Genomic DNA, 18738 nt, shown 5'->3' with positions numbered 1-18738 from the left:
ATTTTCTATTTACAATAATGTAAACGTTTGCTATGATTATACTCAATCGAATATCTCTCGGAGAATAGAAGAGAAGAGGATGAAAAGAACCCCCTATTAATAGGGTTTGTTTTTCATGCTCTTTTTTCTTCTTTACAGAGGGATAGTCGGACCAAACAAAGGGGGAAAACTCATGAAGAAAATTTCATTAACGTTGTTATCGTTAGTATTTTTAGTAGGATTTCTAGCTGCTTGTGCAGGTGAATCATCCGGAGATGGAGGAGATAGTGAATCAGGTGATCCGATTACACTATATTCACCTGAAACGCCAGACTTGACTAAGGAACTTGCAGCAAAATATGAAGAATTATATGGACAAACGGTTAATGTTCAGTATGCGGGTACAAACGTATTAGTTAACCAAATGATGGCTGAAAAAGGTAGTCCAAAAGCAGACGTGTGGTACGGTGGTGGCGGTATCCTTCCATTTGAATCTGCAGTTGACAAAGGAATTATTACATCTTACATACCTGAGAGCGCAGAAGATTGGGAAGTTGTAGAGAATGGAATTAAAATGAAACATCAAGATGGATATTATGTTGGAACGGAATTATTTGTACTTGGTTTCTCTTATAACACAGAGCTTGTTTCAGAAGAAGAAGCTCCAAAAACATGGGAAGACTTACTAGATCCGAAATGGGAAGGAAAAATTCAGTTCCCTAACCCGGCGGCATCTGGTACAGCTACACTAATGGTATTAAGTTATATGATGCAACATGGGGAAGAAGAAGGTTGGGAGTATTTCCAAGCACTAGCTGATCAAGCGAATTCTATTCCAGATTCAGGTTCTGCTCCAACAAAAGGGGTAGCAATGGGTGAAGCGCATATTGCGATTGGCTTTGACTTCATGGCTTACGAGCATCAAACAAAGGGAGAAACAGTAGACTTCGTTGTTCCTGATAAAACTCCTATTCTAGTAAATCCTGCATCACTTGTAGAGGGTGGACCAAACCCTGAGGGTGGTAAGAAGTTTATGGACTTTATGTTAAGTGAAGAAGCACAACAAATTCTAGCAAACTGGCAACACATTCCAATCAATCCTGAAGTAGAGTCTCAGACTCCATTGAACATTGATTCATTAAAAGAAAATGCAGTGGACTTAGATATTGATTGGGTAAATGAAAACTATGACCGTATTCGTAACGAGTGGAAGAATAAAATTAACTAAAGGAAGTTGATAATATGGGGTCAGTTGTAGTCGAGCAACTAAGGAAGGATTTCTCAGGAGTAACTGTACTTCAAAACATTGATTTGGACATTAAAGAGGGCGAATTCTTTGCCCTCCTTGGTCCATCTGGTTGTGGTAAAACAACAACTATGCGATGTATAGCTGGTTTTGAAAGTCCGACAAGTGGAACAATTAAAATTGGTAATAAAGATGTTGCGAAATTAGCACCAAATGAGCGAAATTGCGGAATGGTATTTCAAAGCTATGCTCTATTTCCTCATATGAATGTCTTTGATAATGTCGCATACAGTCTAAATATAAAGGAATTACGTAAAGCGAACTTGTTTAAGAAAATCGGGGTTTATACAAGAATGCTTAACAGTAAGATTGTGAAATACCCGAAAGAAATTGAGAAAAAGGTTATGGATATTCTGGAGTACGTTGAATTGACAGATCACGCGAAAAAACTTACTAGTGAACTTTCCGGTGGTCAGCAACAGCGTGTTGCATTGGCGAGGGCACTTGTTATGGAGCCAGAAGTATTGCTAATGGATGAACCATTATCCAATTTAGACTTGAAGCTTCGTCATACGATGCGTAATACCATTCGACGCATTCAACAGGATATGAAGATTACGACAATTTTTGTAACGCATGACCAGGAAGAAGCCATGAGTATGGCGGATAGAATTGCCGTAATGAAGGACGGAGAAATTCTACAAATCGGTACACCAACTGATTTATATAGTAATCCGAAGACCTCATTTATTGCAGACTTTGTCGGTACATCCAATATCCTACCAGGCAAGGTTGTTGCAAGTGAAAATGGCCTGACTACTGTAAAAGTAGGCAACCAACAAATTCAATCTGTTACGAAAACTAGTAAGGAAGATGTTCAAGTTATTATCCGTCCGGAAAATATTAATGTGTTAAGTGAAGGTACGGAAGATACTAGTAATGCCTTTGAAGGGGTAATTCAATTTGCTACCTATCTTGGGTCAACGGTTCGATATGATGTGAAAGTTGGCGAACACCAAATAGTAGTGGACACCACCTATGAATCAGGTGACAGTATTAAGAAGAATGGTTCCACCATTAAATTGGGCGTATCACCTGAAAGGGTGTTAATCATATGAACAGACTCAAACAAAATTTCACCGGAATTGGGTTAGTTAAGTTACTCATCTATGGATTCTTTCTACTATTTCTAATCATCCCGTTAGTTTCGGTATTTCTTGTTAGTTTTACGAATGAGCCAATTAATGTATTCGGTTCCCTGGTTAGTTGGGAACAAATGCAAATTTCTATTGATCAGTTTAAAAATGCTACAATCGATAATTTTAAATCAATATTTTCATATGGTAGTTATTTTAAAGGGCTGATTAATAGTTTAAAGCTATCACTAATTGTTTCATTATGGGTGCTGGTGATTTGTATTCCGATTGCTTACGGAATTGCACGTACGAAGATGCCATTTAAAAAGACAATTAGTGCTTTATGTACAATCCCTCTAGTAATCCCGACGTTCATTTCAGCGTATGCATTCATTATTATGTTTGGTCGTGCTGGTTGGGTAACGTATATTTACGAAAAATTAGGTGGAGAAGGAATGTTACTGGATCCCTATTCTATGACGGGAATCGCTATCGTACAGATATTCTTCTTCTTCCCATATGCTTTATGGCCAATGGTTGCTGCATTCAAAATCAGTGATGTATCACTAGAGGAAGCATCAAGAAATATGGGATCAAAGGGTTGGTTAACGTTTATCACCGTTACTTTCCCATTAGCGATACCAGGAATGTTATCGACTGCTTTAGTTATTTTTGCAGTAAGTTTTTCTGACTTTGGTACACCTATAATTTTGGCACCAAGTGATTTGAATTTAATCGTGGTGGATGCATATCGTGAAATCGCTGGATTCTTTAACTGGGGTGGCGCTGCCATTCTAACCGTTATCATGATTGCAGTTGCTGGGGTTGTTTACTGGCTACAAAACTACCTACTAAAAGGAAAAAATTATGACACACTATCAGGTAAACCAAAGAAAATCAAGCTAAGTGAAAATAAAGCATTAACGATTCCACTTGCTATTTTCTCAGGCTTTGTCGTATTAATTCCAATCCTTGCGATGGGAACAGTATTCTTACAATCTATCGCGACAACATGGGGGAAAGATCCTCTACCTAGTGGGTATACACTAGAACATTATCGAACTATTTTCACCTCTTCATTAGGAAACATTCAGAATAGCTTAATCTTGGCAGCTGGTGCTTTGATTCTTAGTGTGATCATTGCTACCTTCGTTTCCTATTTCGTTGTTCGTCAGCGTTCTACAACGTTAGACTTTATGACGACTGTTCCATTAATTGTACCAGGGATTGCCTTTGGTATTGCGTTAATCCAAACGTTTAATACAGCCCCTCTACAATTAACAGGTACTGCTTTCATTTTAGTGATTGCCTATAGTATTCGTAGGTTACCGTATATGGTTCGTTCTACTGTTGGGACGATGAAAGCAATTAAACAAGACATTGAAGAAGCAGCGGTTAATCTGGGAGCAACTACCCTAACGGCAGCGATTACTGTAATTGGTCCTTTAATGTTACCAGGTATTGCTGCGGGTTCTATTCTTGTCTTTGTAACCGTAATTAAGGAAACAAGTATTTCTATCTTAATGGCCCCTGCCGAGTGGGCTCCAATGAGTTTAGCTATTTTCCAAAATGTGATGCGAGCGGAATACTATTCTGCTGCCGCAATGTCCGTCATATTAGTTGTTATGGTCCTTGTTTTACAGGCCCTTGCGAATAAACTATCTGGGGGAAATAAATCATAGGTCTGCATAAGGGGGATTATGATGCAAAAGGGGTTTATCTTTGATTTAGATGGAACGGTTTACTTAGATAATAGATTAATTGATGGTGCAAGAGAAGCAATACAAGAACTTCGCGACCGTGGAGATAAGATAGTCTTCTTAACAAATAAATCTATTGAAACCATTCATGCCTATGTTAAAAAGTTATCCAGTCTTGGAATTAGTGTAAAGCGAGAAGATGTAGTAAACTCTAACTTTCTCACAGCGCGATACCTAGCGTCAAAGTTGAGTGAAAGTGAGAAGGTAATGGTGATTGGTGAACAACCACTTTATGATGAGCTGATGAGTATGGGTATCCACATCTCAGAGGATGCATCAGATGTTAGCTATGTGGTATTAGGTTGGGACCGAGAATTCACTTATGATAAGTTGAATCGAGCTTTTCAGGCTTGGAAAAATGGTGCAATTGTAGTTGCAACGAATCCAGATAGAACCTGCCCAGTAGAAGGTGGTCAAATACCAGACTGTGGTGCAATGATTGGTGCGATGGAAGGAGCTACCGGGGAAAAGGTGGAGCTGATTCTCGGGAAGCCCTCCCCACTAGCTGCAAAATTTATAGTAGAGGATATCTTGGATTTGCCTCCAAGTAACTGCTATATGGTTGGTGATCGGCTAGAAACTGATATTCGAATGGGAAATGATTATGGAATAAATTCTGTACTAGTACTCACAGGTATTACAGAAAAAGGCATGCTAGAGCATGCCAATGATCAACCGAATTATGTGTTAAATAGTATTACTGAATTACCAGCAATAACTAGAGATCAAGATTCCAAAGCTTTGGATTCCCAGAAGAAATAGCCAGAGCTCCAGCTTTTAATCCATCATCAATTTGACTTTCAGAACTCACTAGCCCTCCTGCGATAATTGGCAGGTGGGTTAGTTTCGTTAAACTATCGATAATAGAAGGCATGATTCCTGGAAGCACTTCAATTGCATCTGGCTTACAGGAATGGGCAATTTCAATCCCTTTTTTCATAGCATTTCTATCAATCAAGAAAATACGTTGAATCGTCATAAGTCCTTCTTCTTTAGCGAATTTAATGAGATTACTCTTTGTTGTAATAATTCCCTTTGGTTTCCAGACCTCAGCTATGTATTTAATGGCACTTTTCGTATTGGATAATCCATCAATAAAATCAACATGAACAAATGTTGTTTTATTATATTTCTTTAATTCATCTACATACTGCTGTGTTGTCACTAAGTCCCCAGTTAACAAAAACACAATATTAGAATGCGACTTCGCTGCAGAATCTAAATGCTCCCCATGCTTCACAGAAGCAATCACCTGTGACTGAACCAAATCAACTATACTCTCCAAAACAATTCCCCCAAAAACACAGATTAATATCAATATTGTATAAAATTATACATGGTTTGAAGGTGCCTGTCACTCCCCGATATTTGGTGAAATTTGTCGAAGAAGAGCTGTGCTCATGGGGATTTTGGGAGTCGCTAGATATGTTGTTAATATCGAACGATTATAAAATAAAAAAAGACGCGACCCCAAGTCGCGTCCCCAAATCAAGAAACAGCATCCAACAACAAAGAAGAAGCCCTCTCATAATCACCCAGCTTATGATAAACCTTAGCCTGCTTTTCCAATAACTTCTTATAAACATTCTCCTGATTAGGCCCAAGCTCTGCTAGCGCATTTTTATAATACTCAATCGCTAACGAAAAGTTATTATTCTCTGTCTCAATGTCTCCTAGAATGATATAAGCTTCATACTTATATTTGTTTATGCTTGCTAATTCTAGAACATCTAAACATACACGCCTAGCTTCTTCCAGTCCGCCTTTTTCAAAGTAAGTCTTGGCAAGTTCGATCTCTACATTGTTTCGTTGATTAGAGTTGTTCAGGTTATTGTACATGAAAATGGATTCTTTAAAGAATTGAATGGCTGTATCATAGTCGCCTTCTTTTCTGTAAAGGATTCCTAAGTTATTGTAAACACCTGCTTGGTTGACTTCATCCTCTTTTAAGGAGAAGAATTCCTTTGCCTGTTCGAAGGATTTCATCGAAAGGGCATAGTTTTCTAACTGCATATAGCAAATGCCGAGCGCCATGTGTATTTGTCCAAACTTATAGAAGGAATCTAATGATATGTTTAATTCTAGTGCTTGGGTTAGGAAGTTAATAGCTGAATATAATTCGTTCAGTTTACCATGTAAAACTCCCAGCACTAGAAGAAGTGATACGCGAGTTGTACCACCGATATGTTCATGGATTGCCAATCTGTATGCCTTATTAAGTACTTCGAGTGCTTTTTCCTTCTGGTCCAGGATGGAATACATATCCCCTAATGATGTTAAGGAGCGTACTGTTTTCTCATGCAGCGTTCCATTTTCAAGGTAGGAAACACTTTCATTAAAGTAGTCAATCGCTTTCTTATATTCCCCTTTACCTTCTGCAATTCTTCCTTTTACCCAGAATAATACCCCGCGTTCATTGGTATCGATATCCTCAATCATAACATTTAGTGTGGCATTCTCGATTATTTTCTCAGCCCGATCTATTTTTGCCTCTTGGACACTGTTTTCTGCGTATTTAATGTCCTTTTTAATTTGAACATGGATGAGGTTTTTGTTTAATGGACGTTTATTTAATTCGGATACATCCACCCCTAACTTTTCCGAAAGTTTCATTAACACCTCATAAGAAGGTTCTATAGATCCCCGTTCTATTTGGCTGAGATAACTTCTTGTAATAATACCTTCTGCTAACTCGGTCTGAGTAAACCCTTTTTCAATTCTGAGCTCTTTTATTCTATTAGATACATGATTACTCATAATCTCAACTCCTTTAAATTCATTATAACAGACTTTATTAACATTTTTAACATTATGTGTATTTTATTAATTTTGTTAATAAGTGTTGACAATGCTATAAAGTAATTGTAAAATCACTTTAAGAGGATATTAACAAATGTAAACATACTTTATATTTTATTTTAAATGTTACATAATGTTAAGGGTGTATTATAGTCTAACTCTCTATCAATTCGATCATCAATACGGAGATGTGAAGAGATGTTAAGTAAACGATTAAGAAAAAATAATGAAATGGTAGCTTTAAAAGTAGTAGATATCTTAAGTGGGGGATTCATATGAGTTCAATAAAACGAAATATGTCCGTTATCGTTTCCAATCAATTTTTAACTGCTTTGGCAGATAGTATTTACGATATTACAATTTTCTGGTATGTATACCATGAATCGCAAAGTGCGTTATTAGCATCATTAATTACTGCATTATCATTCACCACACAAATTCTAATCGGCCCTTTCTTAGGAGTCATCGCCGATCGAAAGAATCCGAAGCAAACGATGCGGATCGGCTTTCTCTTAATGACAGTGGTGGGAGTGTCACTTTCTGTGTTCTACTTCTTCCTAGCAGATTACTTTCTAATTCTAGTCTATCTTGGGTTGTTGATTCATGATGTCGGGATGTTTCTGATTGCACCAGCGAAAAATAAATTACTGCCTCGTATCGTAGGAATGGAAAAAATCGTTCATGTGAATGGGTATATTACATCTACCTCAAGTGCTGCAACGATATTGGGAAATGCCATTAGTGGATTTGTCATCGCGTTGATTGGATTTGTGGGTGTGATGTTAACACACTCTGTTCTCTATATCTTAGCAAGTCTACTCCTGTCATTCCTAGTTAATCTATCTAGTCAGGAGCGAAAAAGAGACGATCAACCGGAACAACCAGAAGCTACACAAACTCAAGAGGAAAAGAAGAAAAGTTCTTATATGAAGGAAATTAAAGAAGCGTTTGTGATCATTAAAGCAAATCGACCATTATTTAAAACGATTATGCTTGGAATGCTACTGAACATCGCATCGATTGTAGGACCATTATTCGTCGTATTAGTTAGCGAACAATATAATGGCAGTGCCGTTACATTCGGATGGTTCAATGTGTTTGGTGTGGCAGCTGGAATTATAGCAGGATTCACCACAAAGAACCTTGTACAGAAAATGAAGCCTTTCTTATTATTCGGAGTTGCCGTCACAGTAGCTGGGTTCATGTTTGTCATCCTGGCCGTGTTAACGAACAAGTTAATTGGAATGGCCATCTACTTTATGTTGAGTTATATGCTGACGATCTTCAATATTGCATTTTCATCATTACTAATTACCTTGGTGGAAGATCAATATCGAGGGAGGGTTATGAATTTAACTGCAGCTTTATCAGCTTTATTTATCCCAGCGTTTACGCTTTTAGGCGGATTATTAGCTGATGTGTATTCAGCGAGTATACTATATATATTCGCCGGAGGTTGGATTGTATTGTTTGGTGTGATTATCTTCTTTGATAAAGATGTACGTAAGATTCGGTTTTATGAGACTGGAAATAAAAGCTATGCGTAGCTTTTTAGATAAATGAAGTTTATATGATCCCCCCAGGGAGATGGAGTCGCGTGAGAGTATTTGGAACTCACGCGGCTTTTATTTTTGGCTGCGTGAGAGAAGGTGTGCCTGTCACTCCTCGATATTTGGCACATCTTGTCGAATGTCCAAGTTTGCTCTTCCATATAAATGTTTCTTCATCTATTATTCGAAGTAAACCAAATAAAAGTAGTAAATTAAAATTTAATGCTACCTATGCGTTTACTTCAACGCTCATAACTGAAGTCAGCATTCCGATAGCGGTGACGTTTTATTTATTACACCGGATTGAAGGGAAGTTGAATACGCTAATTGAGTCGATTCATTCGTTGCCGGAGATGATGAATTAAATTCTAACCCAAATAATATGGCTTAAGGACATTAATTATAAATGCCCTAACGTCATATAATTAAAGTAAATTACCTGAAACTAGTGATAAACCCTCTGATGTATCCTCCATTTGTGAAGGCTCACTAAATTCCTTCAAATATTAGTCTGACTAAATTAGATGCAAAGTTCTTTGTATGTGTTTGTGTCATAACACTAATATTTGTACTAATCTGTTTTAGTAACAATATTAATTTCTAATAGATTGGAAGTGAGAATATGATTGATATCCATAACCATATACTACCTGGAATTGATGATGGTCCAAAAACAATGATGGACAGTCTTGTAATGGCCCAAGATGCCGTTAGTAAAGGAATTAATACGATCATTGCAACACCACATCATCAAAATGGAAGATTTATAAATTTAAAAAATGATATTGACATACATGTTAGTAAGTTGAATAATCAATTAAAGATTGAAAATATACCTTTAACTGTACTTGTAGGTCAGGAGACTAGACTTAATAGTGATATAATGACAGAAGTAAAATCAGGCGACATAGCAACTCTAAATAGCACTAAGTATGTCCTTATTGAATTACCACCAAGAGAAGTTCCTTGTTATGCTGAGCAAATACTCTTTGATATTCAAATAGCTGGGTACATTCCAATTATTGCTCATCCGGAACGTAACCTTCAAATTGCCGAGCAACCTTCCATTCTATATAATCTTGTTCAAAAAGGTTCACTCACTCAGGTAACTGCAGCAAGTATAATAGGAAAGTTTGGGAAGGCCATTCAAAAACTATCCCATCAATTAATTGATAACAATCTAACTCATTTTATTGCTTCAGATGCCCATAATACGAATTCGAGGGGCTTTGCATTGCAGGAAGCCTATTTATTAATTCGTAAGAGGTATGGTAACGAGATTTTCTATATGTTTATGGAAAATGCGGAGATGCTTATTGCAGGAAAAGACGTGTATCGTAATGAACCACAGCTTGTTAGGAGGAAAATATTGGGGTTATTTTAACGTGTTTTTACACAAAATAACGGTCCTAGAATATAGTTTATCCAACATAATACATAATAGATCTTTAGTAATGTAAAATAAGAGCGTTATATACGGGGCCAGTCATTGGAAGTGGATTCCATATTAGTTAGAAGAGAACAAGTTATTCGAAAACGCACTCGGAAGTTATTTAATTAGAGTCAGAGAACTATCCAAACACTCTGGTGTCACAACCTCATTTATTCTAGTGTATAAAGAGTTTTTTGATGATTGTATTCGTGTTCATGCTATAATACATATAGACAAACCAAGATAAGAATTGAAAAATGCAAAACAAGTAATGTGAGATGGTGACCTATGCTAGAAAATGATCCTAAAGGTAAAAAACCTTTATATATCAATGTATATGATCAATTGTATAAACAAATTATAGACGGAAATTTTCCGAGAAATAGTAAATTGCCTACGGAAAACGAGTTAGCCAAATCATTAGGTGTGAGTAGGGTGACACTAAGACAGGCGATATCACTTTTACAGGATGATGGGTTAATTAAGAGTATCCAGGGAAAAGGCAATTTTATTACAAACCCACAACCCAAAAATATGACTGCTGGTTTGGAGAAAATTGGTAATCCCATTGAAAAGTGTCATTCGGAAAAAATCGATGATGTGGAAATAGAATTTAGATTAGACTTAGAAAGTGATTATACTCGGCAAGTCTTAAATAGAAAGGCAGCGGCAGTTGTAGCTATTGAACGCTGGTATAAAAGCAATGGTAATATTGTTGCCTATGCGTTTACATTTATGGCGATAGAAGCGGTCACAGAATTGAACATAGACCTGCATAATGAAAAGCAGTTACTAAACATGCTTGAAGGTGAAATCTATGAACTAGCAAATACAGCCACATTGGAGATAAAGCATTCTACATCTGTTAATTCATCCACACAAAAGCACACGATTATAGGTGGGGAAAAATGTGATTTGATCTTAGAAAGCTTGTATAGAAATGATAAATACCCCATCGCTTACAATAAATTTTATATACCTGTAGAATTCAGTCTTCTAAAAATAAATGCAACTAAATAGTTTCTGTTCGTGATAAATGGAAGTAAAGCCTTTGCTGGAAGGTTTTGCTTCCTTTTTATTTTGTTGTTAGATTCTTTTAATACTACATTTTTCGATATAAATTTTAAGTTTAAGAGATTTGTGATTGATAGAATTAAAATCATGTGGTATTATAAATTCATACCAATTATACAACGTTTAATACAAGTTGGATGTTGTATACAAGTGTTATAGAGAAGTGTTTTGTACAAAATGTAAACGTAACCATGGTTACTTCGATATAACGACTTGGAATTTTGATAGACAAATAAATCACTTACGAGGAGAGTTATAACATGAGTTCAACAGTATACAAAGAAACACCACATATTAAACCAAATGGAGCAGAAATTGCGGAAACGATTTTATTACCAGGGGATCCATTACGTGCCAAGTTTATTGCGGAAACTTATTTAGAAGATGTTGTTCAATTCAACGAAGTTCGTGGAATGTTAGGGTTTACTGGTACGTATAAGGGTAAGCGTATTTCGGTGATGGGTACCGGTATGGGTGCTCCAAGTATGGGGATTTACTCTTGGGAATTAATTAATGTATTTGGCGTGAAAAACTTAATTCGTATTGGATCTGCAGGCTCCATCCAAGATGACTTGAATTTATATGACATCGTCTTTGCAATGGGTTCATCAACAGATTCTAATTATGGACAACAATTCCACTTACCAGGAAACTATTCTGTTACAGCTTCATTCGAGTTATTAGAAAAAGCGAAGAAAGTAGCAGATGCGAAAAATCAACCGGTACGTGTAGGTAATGTTCTTTCTAGTGACGTGTTCTATAATGCGGATGAAACGGCAATGAACAAGTGGAGTGAGATGGGGGTTCTATGTGCAGAAATGGAATCTGCTGCACTTTATCAAAATGCTGCAAGAGCTGGTGTTAATGCGCTTTGTATTTTAACAATTAGTGATCACATCTTCAAAAATGAACAAACGACGCAAGAAGAAAGACAAACTTCATTTACCAAAATGATGGAAATTGCTTTAGAGCTTGCTTAATCTAGGCGAAGCGCTGACGAGGCGCTTCGTTTCATAAATTTGTAATCAGAAGGAGAGCAGGGAATATGACAGCAATTAGTGGAGGATTAGAAGGACAACAAGGTCATAATGTCAAAAAGGCCGTACCGGTCATTTTATTTTTCTTTGTATTTGCATTAATTATTGATAATTCGTTTAAATTAATTTCGGTGGAGATGGCTAATGATCTTGGTATATCAGCATCAACTGTTAGTTGGCAAGCAACATTAGCTGGACTCATCATCGGTATTGGAGCTGTGGTGTATGCATCTTTAGCGGACACCATCAGTATACGGACACTTTTAAGTCTAGGAATTGTTTTCATCATTGCTGGGTCTATCATGGGTTATCTATTCCAAGATTCTTTTTCTATGATTCTGATTTCGCGAATCATACAAACAGCTGGTTTGGCTTCAGCAGAGACTTTATACGTTATTTACGTTACGAAGCATATGCCAAAAGCAGAACAAAAGAAGTTCTTAGGATTTAGTACAAGTAGTTACTCCCTTTCTTTAGTGGTTGGGGCAGTAACAGGTGGATATGTTTCAACCCATTTACACTGGACAACCTTATTTTTAATTCCGTTGCTTACGATTTTGATTCTGCCATTTATCTTAAAATATCTACCTAAAGAAGCAGCGAGGAAGAGTCATGTAGACATCATCGGGTTATTCTTAATTGCTGTTATTGCTACATCTGTGATGTTATACATTACTAATTTCAACTGGGTTAGTATCGTCGTATTATTTATAGCAGTGGTACTGTTTATTATGTATATTGGCAAGAGTTCGAAAGCACTAATTGGAATTGACTTCTTTAAGAATAGAAATTTTGTTTCGATTCTCACCGTAGCTTTTATCATTTACACGGTTCAATTAGGGTATATCTTCTTATTTCCATTTTTACTAGAAGATTTATATGGGTTAAAATTAGACACCATTTCCTTATTATTAATTCCAGGGTACATTTCAGCCGTTATTATCGGTGCACTGTCTGGAAAAGTTGCTAATAAATTAAGTAGTAAGCAAACAATTTTCATCGCAATGATAGCGATTGCAACTAGCTTAATATTACCAGGACTATTTGTAGAAAGTTCCGTTGTTATATTTGTTATCTCTATGATTCTATTTTCCGGCTCATTTGCCTTAATGTATGCGCCGATGTTAGATTCTTGTGTGAGAACAACGCCTAAAGAAAAAGTAGGAACTGCGATTGGATTTTATAATTTAATATTAAATGTCGCTGCATCTATTGGTATTGCTTATACAGCAGCAATGATTGATTCAGTTTCGTATCAGGTCGTATTATTTGTTCTATCTATCGTTGCATTATTTGCTTTACTTATGTATTGGATTTTAGGAAGAAGATTGAGCGAGAATTAATAGATTATTGATGGAGATTGGGAAACCACAATACATGTCGGGGGTTATTTCGATATGTTGTTGTGGTTTTTTTATTTTTACTAAAGATGCCATTACTAAATTTGCTTTGCTAGAATACACAGAGAAAAGAATAATTGTTGTTTGTGGAGTAGTCAAATAAGTGCCATGCTTTTATCTACATAGAAGCTCTTTTCTACTTTTTCCACACGAATGTCAAATACGAGAAATTCCTGCTCATTATTTTCTAATGGAACTTTTAAGGTACTGGATAGAAAGGGTGTTGAGGTGGAGCATTACAAAAGCGGAAGTGGTGAGGCATATGAAATTATGATATATGATCACAGAAACCAACTGTCTCCTAATAATCCACTACCACCAATATTAGATGGAACTAAAGAAAAAGGATATATTCCCTTAAGGATAAGAATAGACGAAACCAACCCAAGACAATATATCTGGGAAGAAACTATGATTAGAGTCATGTATAATCCAATAACTGCACCCTTCTTAGATGTAGATACAGCAATAACGTCATCACAAAATAATGTGCCTGTGCTCCTTAATAAATTTATCTCTTCTTTAACTTCTTCTGTAAATTCGTAATACTTAGTTGATTCAGAAGCGACTTGTCCGTCAAGGTCTTTATTAAGTTCAAATTCCTCGACTTCCATAGATTTAATTTCTTTAGCTGTAAACCCTAAATTAATGAGTCTCTCATATTCTACCTCATTAATTTGTATCCCATTGCTATTAGTTAATTTGATTGATTCCTCTGCATCTACTACATTTGTAGATATAGCAAAAAATAGTACAGAAATCGTAAATAACGTGACTTTTCTCATGTGTTTTCCCCCTCAGATGATTTTATTTTGTTACTCCTCTATTCAAGGGTAACAGTAATAATGTGATCTATATATTGGGAAAGTAAGTCCTGAAATTTGGAGTTTTTTGTTGAAATTAGACTTTTTTAGGAAGAATACCTCGTTTTTAAAACATTTGTTACAATCTATAAATTCAGTTATTTAATATCCTCGCCCCAAAAAGTAATAATGTTCTTAGTGGTTATACTGTTCAAATAAATTAGGAGAAGTCATTCCTATTTGTAAGAATTTTAAGATGTACAACTCCTGCTTGGCATAATGAAAAAAGTATACTAAATTATAGATAGACTATGACTCATAGTTGAAATTACAATTACATATAGGTTTATACCGGTAAAAATGGTGTGATTAGACTTAAAAAGGGAATCTGGTGAAAGTCCAGAACTGTACCCGCAACTGTAAGTGCTGACGAAATAAGAGCGACCACTGTCTTCGGATGGGAAGGCTTATAGTAGGAGGAGGCACAAGTCAGGAGACCTGCCATGTTTACTTTGTATCATCTTCTTCGGGAGCTAAGAAGGTTGGGTATTAAGGTATAGTAACAGATAAACTCATTAATTTGCTGATTTTATATTTTACTGTGTCCTTTCCCATCAATCCGTCCTCGATGTAGAGTGACGGATTTTATTTTGCCCATGAACCTATCAAGAAACCTATATCAACAAATAGAAAGTGGGAGAGTTATGGAAAAGATATCAACGAATGTTTCACGTACTATTCAGACAAAGTTAGTGTTGCCGCCAGATACGAATCATTTGGATACTATTTTTGGAGGAAAGGTATTAGCCTACATTGATGAAATTGCTGCTATAGCTGCGATGAAGCATAGTAGAAATGTAGTAGTGACCGCATCCATTGATGAGGTGAACTTCTTATCTTCTGCAAAAGTCGGTGATATTCTCACATTAGAAGGAGTAGTCATCTCAACCGGAAATACATCGATGGAAGTGTATGTGAAAGTGGAATGTGAACAGATAGAAACCGGGGTGAAAAGCCTGACTACGACATCATTTATTACGATGGTAGCAATAGATAGGAATGGTAAACCAGTTCCAGTACCTGGAGTAATTCCCGAGACAAATAAAGAAGAGGAATTATTTCATCAGGCAAAAGAGAGGAGGAGTCGATGGTTGCGGGATAGGGAGATAAGGAAGTGATCATGGTATTGGAATATAATCGGTGGGTCTTCTTTTAAGGATTGATATGGTTGAAAAAAAGAGAGGCAGGCTCCAAGCATTGTTGGGGTATTCCTCTCTTTTAAATTTAATTGTCCGTATTCCTGGCATTAGACTTGCCTTTGTTACGTCTCTGCTCATTCGGCCGTTTCGCCTTATTTTGCTTATCCTTTGATGGATTTGAATCTTTAACCATGAATATCCCTCCGTTGATTGTAAATTAAGTTATGGTTCTATAGGGTTATTGTGGTCGAATTTTGTAGTTCTATTCTGATGATTGTGCTTTTATTTAGAAAAACACCACTACTTTTGTTAAAAAACGAGTTCAAAAGAGCCGCGGGGTCAGGTCCATTGGTACTGAACCATTGAACCAGACCCGTGCTCCTCCCTATAATTCCAATTTAGTCCCATAATTGCTAAAATCGACCATTTTAATATGTCCGGAATATGTCGAAATATATAGTAGGTATATCGGATTAGTTCCTTTGTCACTGAAAGTTTTTTGGTTACTTAGAATATAGAGTAGGAAGGAATGGATGCGCATTTAGTTTATAACTATTGAAATGGGATATCAAATCAACAAATATTTCCTCAATCCTATAATTTTATCATTCTTCTTATAGAAAAAGTAAGGAGAATAACGACATTAGGAAGAACTCTAAATAAGATTCTTTTTCGTAATTTGTAGTGTTAAACTTGAAATTTTTAATTAATGAAACTAGAATTGACTTTATATTTATAGGTAAATATTCCTAAATGTGCATATGTTCACAATTCTGTTTATCATAATAATAGATTTTAAGGATGATACTTACGGGTATATGAATCAAACTTGTTATAGAAAGGTGTTTTTTATTTTGGTAGAAACAGAAAATAGTAAATCTATTACCCTACTGTTAAATGGAACCATCTCCTCTTTAAAAAGTGTTATTCCTCTGGAGCATGAGTTTTCTAGACCGACACGTGTGATGGATAAGCTTTCCCTTCCATATGGAGTACTAATTGGAATAACTGGCGATGTGAAAGGTCAATTAATTTTCTCGGGAGAATCTGCAGTCTTTGGTTCGATTGGAGAAGTAATGTTTGGCATGCCGCTAGAAGGAGAGATGCTTACTTCGTTCAGTGGGGAACTGGGCAATATGATCGCAGGAGGCCTTGCTACGAACATTGGAGGACACGGTATTCAGGTTGATATAACACCCCCAACCATCATGGAGGGTCATACGACATTATCCGGATACAAAAAAGCTATTCATATTGATATGCATTATCCTTCTGATAGACAACTGGGTGTTTACTTTCTACTTAATTAATCATAACTGAGGGAGATAACATGAATACGGATCAATATATTGATATATTTTTGGACGAAAGTCGAGAACATTTACAAGCGATAAATGACAACTTACTAGAGTTGGAGAAAGACCCAAAGAACCTGTCTATTGTCAATGATATCTTTCGTTCTGCTCATACCTTAAAGGGCATGTCAGCAACGATGGGATTCGAAGATATTGCTGCATTGACACATAAAATGGAAAATGTTCTAGACCAAATAAGAAACGAAGAACGATCTGCAACGACTGCTATCGTGGATATTATTTTTGCTTCTGTTGAGGCGTTGGAAGTGGTGGTAAGTGATATTAGCAATGGTGGAGATGGAAAAAAAGATGTAACTGCGCTGGTTTCTGCGATTGAAGGTATTGAAAAGGGTCAAGATGCAGTAGATGAACAGGTTACACAGGATCATACTAGCAATTCATTTGAATTCGATGATTATCAATTAGAAGTCATTTCCCAAGCAAAAGGACAAGGGTATCTTGCCTTATCGATCATGGTGAAGTTACGTGATGATTGTATCTTAAAGGGCCCTAGGGCGTACATGGTAATGGAAAAGTTGGAGAGTTTAGGTGAAGTTATTCAGACCATGCCATCAGTGGAGGAAATAGAAGATGGGAATTTTGATCAAGCATTTTCTGTAGTATTCGTAACGAAAGTATCTGAAAAAGATGTTCAGGCTACGATTGAAAATGTATCAGAGATTGAACTTGTCAGCATATCGGAAATTTCAAATGTGAATTCCGTAACAACTGAAGAAGCAATAAAGATAGAGGAAGCTCCATCCTCATCCAGTCAGTCTGTACCTTCAGAGGAAAAGCAAAGTCAAAAATCAAAGACTATTCGTGTGAATTTAGACCGAATCGATACGTTATTGAATTTATTTGAAGAAGTAGTCATTGATAGAAGTCGTCTGCAAGATATCGCGAACAAACTAAATAACCAAGATTTAGTGTCGGTAGTAGAGAATATGTCTAGGGTTACCTTGGACATGCAAGAGCTTATGCTATCGATGAGAATGTTACCGGTTGAGCAAGTATTTAATCGATTCCCTCGAATGATAAGAGGCTTAGCCAGGGATCTAGGGAAGGAAATTACACTGAAAATCTCTGGTAAGGAAACGGAATTAGACCGAATTGTGATTGAGGAAATTAGTGATCCACTAGTCCACCTCATCCGAAACTCGGTTGACCACGGAATTGAGATTCCTGGTGTTAGGGAAGAAGTCGGAAAATCACCAATTGGCACCGTAGAGTTAAGAGCTTATCATAGTGGGAATCATGTGTTTATTGAAATTGAAGACGATGGAGCGGGGATTAATCGCGAAAAAGTAGGAAGAAAAGCAATTGAAAAAGGGTTACTTCAAGAGGAACAAGCAAAGCGTATGACGGATGAAGAAATCTATCAATTTATATTTGCATCCGGTTTTAGTACTGCTGATGTCGTATCGGATATATCGGGACGTGGGGTTGGTCTTGATGTCGTTAAAAATAAGATACAATCCTTGGGTGGATCGATTATCGTTCAATCCGAGCAAGGGAAGGGTAGTAAATTCTCTATTGAACTACCATTGACCCTATCAATTCTCTCTGCATTATTAGTGCAGGTACAACGTGAAACGTATGCTATTCCGTTATCGTCTATAGTTGAAACAGTTTCCTTGTCTAAGGATGACCTGATGTTTGTCCATGGTCAGTCGGTTATGGATTTTAGAGGGAAAGTAATACCGATTCTGTCCTTATCAGACATTTTTCAAGTACCAGTAGAATCGCTAGGAACTAATCAAAACTATAACGTCGTAGTGGTTCAGAAAGGTGATAAATTAACTGGATTACTAGTCGATGAGTTGATTGGGAAGAAAGAAGTGGTCTTAAAATCACTTGGTAACTTCATAAAAGATGTCTTTGGCATATCTGGTGCTACGATTCTAGGAGATGGAAATGTAGCTCTGATAGTGGATCCGAATGCACTAATTCAAGATTAAAGGTGGA

At 36.6% G+C, this 18738-nt stretch carries 16 protein-coding genes and 1 riboswitch; of the genes, 13 read left to right on the top strand and 3 right to left on the bottom strand.

Translation table 11 applies throughout. From position 1 onward, the window contains the following. Nucleotides 1–172: 172 nt before the first annotated feature. The 4 genes from BN999_RS14735 to BN999_RS14720 are packed head-to-tail and all read left to right on the top strand — an operon-like array spanning nucleotide 173 to nucleotide 4883. Nucleotides 173–1207 (top strand): ABC transporter substrate-binding protein, encoded by a 1035-nt coding sequence (locus tag BN999_RS14735; RefSeq protein ID WP_096272568.1) that lies wholly within the window; start codon nucleotides 173–175, stop codon nucleotides 1205–1207. A gap of 14 nt (nucleotides 1208–1221) precedes the next feature. Further along, complete coding sequence (locus tag BN999_RS14730) at nucleotides 1222–2343, top strand: ABC transporter ATP-binding protein (protein WP_096272567.1); 1122 nt, start codon at nucleotides 1222–1224, stop codon at nucleotides 2341–2343. Then, nucleotides 2340–4043, top strand: coding sequence for an ABC transporter permease (locus tag BN999_RS14725; RefSeq protein WP_096272566.1), 1704 nt, complete (start codon nucleotides 2340–2342; stop codon nucleotides 4041–4043). Before BN999_RS14730 ends, BN999_RS14725 begins: the two co-directional genes overlap by 4 nt. A 21-nt stretch (nucleotides 4044–4064) precedes the next feature. Further along, nucleotides 4065–4883 (top strand): HAD-IIA family hydrolase, encoded by an 819-nt coding sequence (locus tag BN999_RS14720; protein WP_096272565.1) that lies wholly within the window; start codon nucleotides 4065–4067, stop codon nucleotides 4881–4883. Here the strand turns inward: BN999_RS14720 and BN999_RS14715 are convergent. Next, nucleotides 4840–5406 (bottom strand): glycerol-3-phosphate responsive antiterminator, encoded by a 567-nt coding sequence (locus tag BN999_RS14715; protein ID WP_096272564.1) that lies wholly within the window; start codon nucleotides 5404–5406, stop codon nucleotides 4840–4842. The genes BN999_RS14720 and BN999_RS14715 overlap by 44 nt on opposite strands. 203 nt (nucleotides 5407–5609) lie before the next feature. Beyond that, on the bottom strand, nucleotides 5610–6878 hold the full coding sequence (locus BN999_RS14710; RefSeq protein WP_096272563.1) for a helix-turn-helix transcriptional regulator: 1269 nt from the start codon (nucleotides 6876–6878) through the stop codon (nucleotides 5610–5612). Nucleotides 6879–7195: 317 nt separating this feature from the next. On the opposite strand from BN999_RS14710, the gene BN999_RS14705 reads away from it, so the two are divergent. The 6 genes from BN999_RS14705 (at nucleotide 7196) to BN999_RS14680 (ending at nucleotide 13356) form a co-directional block, all read left to right on the top strand. Continuing rightward, complete coding sequence (locus tag BN999_RS14705; protein WP_096272562.1) at nucleotides 7196–8467, top strand: MFS transporter; 1272 nt, start codon at nucleotides 7196–7198, stop codon at nucleotides 8465–8467. A 254-nt stretch (nucleotides 8468–8721) separates the two neighbouring features. Next, nucleotides 8722–8835, top strand: a complete 114-nt coding sequence (locus BN999_RS14700; RefSeq protein ID WP_096273193.1) for a YvrJ family protein — start codon at nucleotides 8722–8724, stop codon at nucleotides 8833–8835. A gap of 257 nt (nucleotides 8836–9092) precedes the next feature. Next, entirely contained in the window at nucleotides 9093–9854 is a 762-nt protein-coding gene (locus BN999_RS14695) for a tyrosine-protein phosphatase (protein ID WP_096272561.1), read from the top strand. A gap of 336 nt (nucleotides 9855–10190) precedes the next feature. Continuing rightward, nucleotides 10191–10922: a GntR family transcriptional regulator gene (locus BN999_RS14690; RefSeq protein WP_096272560.1), complete on the top strand. Its 732-nt coding sequence runs from the start codon at nucleotides 10191–10193 to the stop codon at nucleotides 10920–10922. Nucleotides 10923–11236: 314 nt separating this feature from the next. Continuing rightward, the gene (gene deoD, locus BN999_RS14685; RefSeq protein WP_096272559.1) at nucleotides 11237–11956 is read left to right on the top strand and encodes a purine-nucleoside phosphorylase; all 720 of its coding nucleotides are present in this window, start codon (nucleotides 11237–11239) and stop codon (nucleotides 11954–11956) included. 65 nt (nucleotides 11957–12021) lie between these two features. Next, complete coding sequence (locus BN999_RS14680) at nucleotides 12022–13356, top strand: MFS transporter (RefSeq protein ID WP_096272558.1); 1335 nt, start codon at nucleotides 12022–12024, stop codon at nucleotides 13354–13356. 338 nt (nucleotides 13357–13694) lie between these two features. Here BN999_RS14680 and BN999_RS14675 read toward each other — a convergent pair whose 3' ends face one another. Continuing rightward, nucleotides 13695–14198, bottom strand: coding sequence for a hypothetical protein (locus tag BN999_RS14675; RefSeq protein WP_096272557.1), 504 nt, complete (start codon nucleotides 14196–14198; stop codon nucleotides 13695–13697). Nucleotides 14199–14560: 362 nt separating this feature from the next. After that, a riboswitch (cobalamin riboswitch) is annotated at nucleotides 14561–14736 on the top strand. A 184-nt stretch (nucleotides 14737–14920) separates the two neighbouring features. Between BN999_RS14675 and BN999_RS14670 the strand changes: the two genes are divergently transcribed. The 3 genes from BN999_RS14670 (at nucleotide 14921) to BN999_RS14660 (ending at nucleotide 18731) form a co-directional block, all read left to right on the top strand. After that, nucleotides 14921–15394 carry an acyl-CoA thioesterase gene (locus BN999_RS14670; protein ID WP_096272556.1) on the top strand — a complete coding sequence of 158 codons (474 nt, stop codon included), beginning with the start codon at nucleotides 14921–14923 and terminating at the stop codon, nucleotides 15392–15394. 875 nt (nucleotides 15395–16269) lie between these two features. Next, entirely contained in the window at nucleotides 16270–16725 is a 456-nt protein-coding gene (locus BN999_RS14665) for a chemotaxis protein CheX (RefSeq protein WP_306419012.1), read from the top strand. 20 nt (nucleotides 16726–16745) lie between these two features. Then, nucleotides 16746–18731, top strand: a complete 1986-nt coding sequence (locus tag BN999_RS14660; RefSeq protein WP_096272554.1) for a chemotaxis protein CheA — start codon at nucleotides 16746–16748, stop codon at nucleotides 18729–18731. The last annotated feature ends 7 nt before the right edge of the window (nucleotides 18732–18738 follow it).

This window comes from Paucisalibacillus globulus (assembly GCF_900184735.1).
Classification (GTDB): Bacteria; Bacillota; Bacilli; order Bacillales; family Amphibacillaceae; genus Ornithinibacillus; species Ornithinibacillus globulus_B.
The sequence above is the reverse complement of the archived record's forward strand: the minus strand, read 5'-3'. Positions and strand labels throughout refer to the sequence as shown.